6 protein-coding genes are annotated in these 6,052 nt (G+C 72.0%); 4 read left to right on the top strand and 2 right to left on the bottom strand.

Annotated features, from left to right (window positions below):
• Nucleotides 1-224: LLM class flavin-dependent oxidoreductase (locus tag KY469_22110; GenBank protein MBW3665791.1), on the bottom strand; the 224-nt coding region annotated here is incomplete at its 3' end.
• 54 nt (nt 225-278) lie between these two features.
• On the opposite strand from KY469_22110, the gene KY469_22115 reads away from it, so the two are divergent.
• Nucleotides 279-1,718, top strand: coding sequence for an OB-fold domain-containing protein (locus tag KY469_22115; protein ID MBW3665792.1), 1,440 nt, complete (start codon nt 279-281; stop codon nt 1,716-1,718).
• Nucleotides 1,719-1,733: 15 nt separating this feature from the next.
• On the top strand, nt 1,734-2,924 hold the full coding sequence (locus KY469_22120; protein MBW3665793.1) for an acetyl-CoA acetyltransferase: 1,191 nt from the start codon (nt 1,734-1,736) through the stop codon (nt 2,922-2,924).
• Between the two features lie 21 nt (nt 2,925-2,945).
• Here KY469_22120 and KY469_22125 read toward each other — a convergent pair whose 3' ends face one another.
• Entirely contained in the window at nt 2,946-4,694 is a 1,749-nt protein-coding gene (locus KY469_22125; protein ID MBW3665794.1) for an aldehyde dehydrogenase family protein, read from the bottom strand.
• A 167-nt stretch (nt 4,695-4,861) separates the two neighbouring features.
• Here KY469_22125 and KY469_22130 point away from each other — a divergent pair, with 167 nt between their 5' ends.
• Nucleotides 4,862-5,578: a CoA transferase gene (locus KY469_22130; protein MBW3665795.1), complete on the top strand. Its 717-nt coding sequence runs from the start codon at nt 4,862-4,864 to the stop codon at nt 5,576-5,578.
• Nucleotides 5,579-5,731: 153 nt separating this feature from the next.
• Nucleotides 5,732-6,052, top strand: a 321-nt coding sequence (locus KY469_22135; GenBank protein ID MBW3665796.1) for a DUF2199 domain-containing protein, incomplete at its 3' end; no start/stop codon positions are given.

Here is a 6,052-nt window from a genome sequence, read left to right on the forward strand (position 1 = left end):
GTGATCGGGATGCGGCGCGTGCGCGCGGCGACGGCGGCGGCCAGCGTGATCGGCGACGGCAGGTACCCGTCGTCCACCCCGTGGTGCTCGGACAGCACGACCGCATCGAGCCCGTGCTCGTCGGCGTACCCCGCCTGCTCGAGGGCGACCCGGTACAGCTCGTCCATCGGGGTCTCCGCGAACGACGGACGCCGCAGGTCGTAGCGGACGACGAAGACGGCCATGGCTGGCGATCCGTATCTGACGGGGCGTCAGACAACCTAGTACCCTGCGGCCACATGCGAGGGATCCTGGAAGCGGCCGGCTACGTCCCGCACCACCGCCTGCGTCGGGAGGCGGTCGCGGAGGCGCTCGGCACGCGCGCCCCGTCCGGTACCCGGGCGGTCGCCTCGTACGACGAGGACACGACGACCCTGGGGGTCGAGGCCGCCCGGCTGGTACGCCGCGGGGCTGCGGACGTCACGCCCGCCGCGTTGTGGTTCTCGACCGCCGACCCCGTCTACCTCGACAAGACCAACGCCGCGGCGATCCACGCGGCGCTGCGGCTCCCCGACACGACCGTCGCCGCCGACCTCGGCGGGACGCCCCGGTCCGGCGTCGCCGCCCTGCTCGCCGCGCTCTCGTCGGACGGTCCCGCCCTGGTGGTGACCGCCGACGTCCGTACCGGCCTGCCGGGCAGCGAGGACGAGGTCGACGGCGGCGACGCCGGTGCCGCCATGCTCGTCGGCAGCGACGCGCACGGACCCCTGCTGGCCGAGCTGGTCGCCACCGGATCGGCCACCGAGGAGTTCGTCGACCGCTGGCGCGTGCCCGGCGAACCGCGCTCCCGCCGGTGGGAGGACCGCTTCGTCGCGTCCCGCTACCCGCCGTTGGCCGAGCGGGCCATCAAGCGCGCCTGCGAGCAGGGCGGGATCGACTCCGCGGACCTCGACCACGTCATCGTCATCGGGCTCCACCGCCGTTCGGTCCGGGCGGTCCGGGGTGCGACCGGGTTCGCCGCCGGGGGGCTGGTCGACGACCTGACCGCGGTCATCGGCAACGCGGGGACCGCCCACCCGGGCCTGCTGCTCGCCGACGTCCTGGAACGCGCACGGCCCGATCAACTCGTCGCCCTCGTGTCCCTCGCCGACGGCGCCGACACCATCATCCTGCGCACGACCGCGGCCGTGACGGAGCACGACCCGACCCGGACCGTCGCGTCGCAGATCCAGGCCGGGGACGACCGCCTCTCGTACGCCGACTTCCTGACCTGGCGCGGCATGCTCGACCGGGAGCCCGCCCGCCGCCCCGATCCCGCCCGCGTGTCCGCCCCGGCCGCAGCCCGCCGGGCTGACTGGAAGCTCGGGTTCGTCGGGTCACGAGACCCCGAGACGGGCGCCCTGCACCTCCCGCCCGCGACCGTGCCCTACCAGGGCGGCGAGCTGCGCGGCGGTCAGGACCCGCCGGAGACGATGCCGGCCCCCATGGCCGACGTGCCGGCCACGGTCCGGACGTTCACCGCGGACCGCGTCGCACGCTCGCCCGCGCCCCCGACCGTCTTCGCGGTGCTCGACTTCGACGGCGGTGGCCGCTACCCGTGCGAGCTGACCGACGTCCGCGCCGGCGAGGTCGCGGTCGGCGACCGGGTGGAGATGACGTTCCGTCTGGTGCATGTCGCCGACGGGCTGCGCAACTACTTCTGGAAGGCTCGCCCCCTGCCGAGCGGCTCCGCGACGTAGACGACAGGAACGAGCATGGCATCACACGGGATCCGTGACCGCGTGGCGATCGTCGCCATGGGCTGCACCCCTTTCGGCGAGCACTGGGACCGCTCCGCCGACGACCTCCAGATCGAGGCGGTGCAGCACGCGCTCGACGGCGCCGGCATCGGGACACACGACGTGGACGCGTTCTGGCTCGGCACCGCGCAGTCGGGCCAGAGCGGGATCACCCTGGCGGCGCCCCTCAACCTCCGGGGCAAGCCGGTCACCCGGGTCGAGAACTACTGCGCGAGCGGCTCCGAGGCGCTGCGCCAGGCCGCGTACGCCATCGCGGCCGGCGCCTACGACGTGGCGATGGCCGTGGGCGTCGAGAAGGTGAAGGACTCCGGCTACCAGGGTCTGAACGCCTTCCCGATCCCCAACGACGGCACTGACCGGTCGTTGACGGCCGCGGCCATGTTCGGCCTCGTCGTCCCGGCGTACGCCGAGCGGTACGGGGTCGACACGGACACGATGCGCGACGTCCTGGCCCGCATCGCCGTGAAGAACCACGCCAACGGCGCCAGGCACCCGCTGGCGCAGTTCCGGCGCGAGGTCGACGCCGACACCGTGTGCGAGGCACCGCTGGTCGCCGGGTCGCTGGGTGTCTACGACTGCGCTGGGGTCGCCGACGGCGCCGCCGCCGCGATCGTCGTCCGCGCCGAGGACGCGCACCGCTACACCGACCACCCCGTGTTCATCAAGGCGCTGTCGTTCGTCGCCGGCGCCGGCACCGGCCTGGTCGATCCCGAGTACGACTTCACCCACTTCCCCGAGGTCGAGGCGGCGGCCCGCGACGCGTACGCGCAAGCCACCGTCGACGACCCGCGGTCCGCGTTCGCGATGGCCGAGGTGCACGACTGCTTCACCCCCACCGAGCTCGTCGTGATGGAGGACCTGGGCTTCTCCGAGCGCGGCACCGCGTGGAAGGACGTCCTGGCCGGCCGCTTCGAGCTGGAAGGCGACCTGCCCGTCAACACCGACGGCGGCCTGAAGGCGTTCGGCCACCCGGTGGGCGCCAGCGGCCTGCGCATGCACCGCGAGTGCTTCCTCCAGCTCCGCGGAGAGGCCGGCGAGCGGCAGGTCGACGTCAGCCGGGGGCTGGCGCTCGTGCAGAACCTCGGTGGGTATCCCGGCGAGATGGTGTGCTTCGCGTCGGTGCTGGGCACGGAGCCCGACGCGTAGCCCCGGGGGGTTGCGCCAGGCTCAGGCGCGCATCCCGTCCAGCACGAGCCCAGGCAGCTGGCTCCAGTCCTGCTCCGCCTCCAGCGCGATCAGGCGACGGGCGATCGATGGCATCGTCTGGTGGTCGTACGACATCGGCGGCTTGGAACCGAGCTTCCACGGGGCGCGGATCACCGACTTCTGCGGGTCCTCGAGCATGAACGTGTTGTGGACCAGGCCCCGACCCGACTGGATGTCGGTGTCCGGGTGACCCGGGAACGCGCCCCAGGTGGTGGTGCCGAGCCCGTACGAGACGGCCGCCCACGCATTGACGGCGATCGACCCGTAGCGGAGGCCGGCGACGGCGCGGTCGACGGCGGCGTCCACCTCGGGGCGGCGCAGCGACCTGGGGTGGGCCATCACCGACGCGACGAGCGTGCCCCACAGGGTCTCGTTGCACCAGGCAACGGCCCGGTCGAGCCAGGCCGGGACGTCGGTCGGGGCGTCGATCGCCACCTCACCGAAGATCCCGTTGAAGGCCTCGACGGTGAACATGATGTCGCCGCTGACGGCCGGGTCGAGGTCCGGGATGAAGGTCCAGGGCACCTCGCCCGGGGCGTCCGACCCGTAGGTCTCGGCCTCCGGGTGCGCGCTCACGAACAGCTCCCAGCGGTCTCGCGCCCCGGGGTAGTACGCGTGGCGCTGCGGGGCCTCGCGCAGACACGCCCGGATCGCGTCGAGGAGCTCGCCGCGCTGCTTCCACCGGGGGTGGGTGACGATCATGCGCCCCGCCCCGCAGTTGAACCCGGCGTTGTTCGTCATCATCGAGGTGAGGTACTTGGCCTGGTACTCGATGTCGCTCGACGACCAGACCCCGGGCACGACGATGATCGGCGTGATGTTGCCGAGCTCGCTCGAGACCGGCTTCTTCAGGAGCCGTTCCCCGGCCTCGATCCGGGCCCGTCCGTCCTCGCCCGTGCCGAAGACGACGGCGTCGTGGGTCTTGTCCGAGGCGGTCATGTGCACGCTGTCGACATCCGGGTGGTGGCTGAGGTGCTTGCCGGACTCCACGCCCCCGTAGACGATCCGCAGGACGCCCTCGCGGATCAGCGGCACCAGCGCGCGCTCGAGGATCGGACCCATGTGCGCGTTGACCGGGTTCATCTTGAGGACGCACACCTGCCCCTCGTTGAACAGCTTCGTGAGGCAGTCGCTCGGGCCGATCGACGGGATGTTGCCGGCGCCGAGCACGAAGCAGACGCCCGGCTCGCCGCCCTCCGTGTACAGGCGCCCCGCGCGCACCGTCTCGGGGGTGACGTGCGGTTGCATCCAGACCCAGGCACGGTGGCCCGGCGTGAGCGCCCGGTCGAGGACCCCGGCGGGGAACACGGGGACGACCACCTGACCGTCGGCACGCGTGGTCGGCGCCGCGGGCAGTCGCACCTCCCCGTGCGCGTCGAGGTCCTCGAGGGTCTCCTCGAGCTTGCGCAGGTGACGGACCAGCATCAGCGGGCCGGTCGCCAGGTCCTCACCGACGTCGGCACTCCCCGGCTCGAACCCCTTCGGCGGGCCGGCGGCCGCCGCCCAGTCCTCGACGGTGGCGGCGGTGTCCCGCCAGGTCTGCTGCAGCAGCGTGATCTTGTCGCGGATCGTCATCTGGAGCCACGCCGATGACCTGGCGGCCACGTCGGCGACCGCCCGGTCGAGCTCGGCGACGTCCATGTCGGGGACCGGACTCGCGGCCTCGGGGATCTCCACGGCGCCGACGGTCGGGACGGTGGTCTCGGCCACGTGCAGCTCCTTCGGACCCGGCGTCGGCACGTGCTCGCTCGTCGCCATAATCTGACGGACCGTCAGATTAGTCGCACGTCCGCCCGGAGGCCACCGTGTCCGAGGACCCACCCACCGTGCCCACTCCCCCGCCCCCCCTCGCGGGGCTGCGGGTGGTGGAGGTGTCGATGCTCGGACCGGCAGCCGTCACGACGCACCTCGCGGATCTCGGCGCGGACGTCATCAAGGTGGAGCCGCCCCGGGGGGACTACGTCCGCCGGATGACGTGGCCGATCGTCGAGGGCACCTCGCTGATGCACCTGCACATCAACCGCGGGAAGCGCAGCGTCACGCTGGACCTGAAGACCGACGGAGGGCGCAGCGCGTTCGCCGACCTGGCCGCCACGGCCGACGTCGTCGTGGAGGCGATGCGCCCCGGGGCGCTGGCCCGCCTGGGCCTGGGCTACGAGACGCTCGCCGACACGAACCCGGCCCTGGTGTTCTGCACCGTGTCGGGGTACGGCGCGACCGGCCCGTACCGCGACATGCCGAGCCACGGGATCGCCTACGACGCCTGGGCGGGCATCATCAACCCGGAGGTCGACGAGGACGGGTTCACGCGGATCCCCGAGCACGTGTCGATCGGCATCAACGCCGCGCCGATGGTCGGGGCGTTGGCGATCCTCGCGGCGGTGATCCGGGCGCGCGAGACGGGCGTCGGAGCTCTGCTCGACGTCGCGCAGTCGGACGCCGCCGCGTTCTTCGACTGGTACAGGTCCGAGACGTACCTCGCCTACGAACGGCCCGAGGACGAGGTCCCGCAGCTGACGATTGCGCCTTGGCTCCAGCCATGGGTCGCCGACCTCATCCGCTGGCGTGAAGGCGACCCGGCCATGTTCTCGTAGCTGCGCGGACGGCCCAGAGCCGACAGCCAGAACCGTGGTTGTGGTCGGGTGAACCAAGTGCTTCGAGCAGCGCAAAACGCGCAGCCTCCCCCAGGCTCGGCGGCGTCGGACGAACGGCAATAACATCCGGTGGGTCATCGACACGGAGACGAGGTGCCGGGAGTCTGTCCGTCGTGTGGGTCGCCTCTCTCGGATCATGACCGAAACGTGCGTTTCGGGTTGCCGGATCCAGCCTTGGAGGTCGCCGAGGAGGATCGCCCGGAGAGGTTCTGGGGCAACGACGTTCTCATGGCCGTGAAGGATCTCGGCTCGTTCGTTCGAGCCCTTCTACCGGTACATCTTGACGACGGGACCTCGCTCACGTTTGGGCTCTGGCTCGGCGTTCACCCTGACGACTTGCACCATCTCTGGCGGGTCTGGTGGGAGCCGGAGTATGCCGATGTCTCCTTCACTGGCTACATCGCCAACGACCTC

The sequence above is a fragment of the Actinomycetota bacterium genome, from assembly GCA_019347575.1.
Lineage (GTDB): Bacteria > Actinomycetota > Nitriliruptoria > Nitriliruptorales > Nitriliruptoraceae > JAHWKY01.

Bases quoted from the DNA above. Each gene is read 5' to 3' on its own strand.
- KY469_22130 (MBW3665795.1), top strand. From the start codon at position 4,862: ATGCTCGGACCGGCAGCCGTCACGACGCACCTCGCGGATCTCGGCGCG.
- KY469_22115 (MBW3665792.1), top strand. From the start codon at position 279: ATGCGAGGGATCCTGGAAGCGGCCGGCTACGTCCCGCACCACCGCCTG.
- KY469_22120 (MBW3665793.1), top strand. From the start codon at position 1,734: ATGGCATCACACGGGATCCGTGACCGCGTGGCGATCGTCGCCATGGGC.